Here is a 574-nt window from a genome sequence, read left to right on the forward strand (position 1 = left end):
TATTTTGCACTATTGTAACTAATAATTAGTGTTTTTACAGTGCAACTTGCACATATATTTTTTTTGCTATTTCCCTTTTTCCATCAGTTGTTTGCCATGCTGCTTTTTACTGCGAATACACACTAACGATCCATCACATTTTTTTCACATTTTCATCAAATATTCTTCACATTCTTTGGGTATATTAATACTCGTAAACAAGGTAAACACCTTTTCAACATAAAACTTTTTTTCATACTCAAAGCCGGCAGGATCCCCCTCTTGCCGGCTTCCTCCCTTTTGGGAGAACTTTTCATCAAATAAAAGATCTTTGAAAGTAACACAGCTTCAAAGCACTGTTGACAGGCTTATGCCCGATTAATGAGACAGTTTCCATTAAGCCACTCCTTCTCACTTATTGTCTTTTTCATCTGCGTTTGATAAAATACTATTATCAAATATAGAGTAGAGGGTATGATTATGAAGAAGACCATTTTGGTTTTGAGTGCTGCTTTCCTTGCATCTGTATGGCTGGCTGCGTGCAATTCTGGGAATAAGCCATTTCCGGAGCCGCCTGAAGCAACTGAGATTAAGG

General features: G+C 37.1%; 1 protein-coding gene. It reads right to left on the reverse strand.

Translation table 11 applies throughout. The features are described 5' to 3' along the window. Nucleotides 1–347 precede the first annotated feature (347 nt). Nucleotides 348–574, reverse strand: a 227-nt coding sequence (locus NE664_12880; GenBank protein MCQ4727529.1) for a hypothetical protein, incomplete at its 5' end; no start/stop codon positions are given.

Origin of the sequence: Anaerotignum faecicola, from assembly GCA_024460105.1 — a bacterium.
In the GTDB taxonomy this organism is placed as follows: Bacteria; Bacillota; Clostridia; order Lachnospirales; family Anaerotignaceae; genus JANFXS01.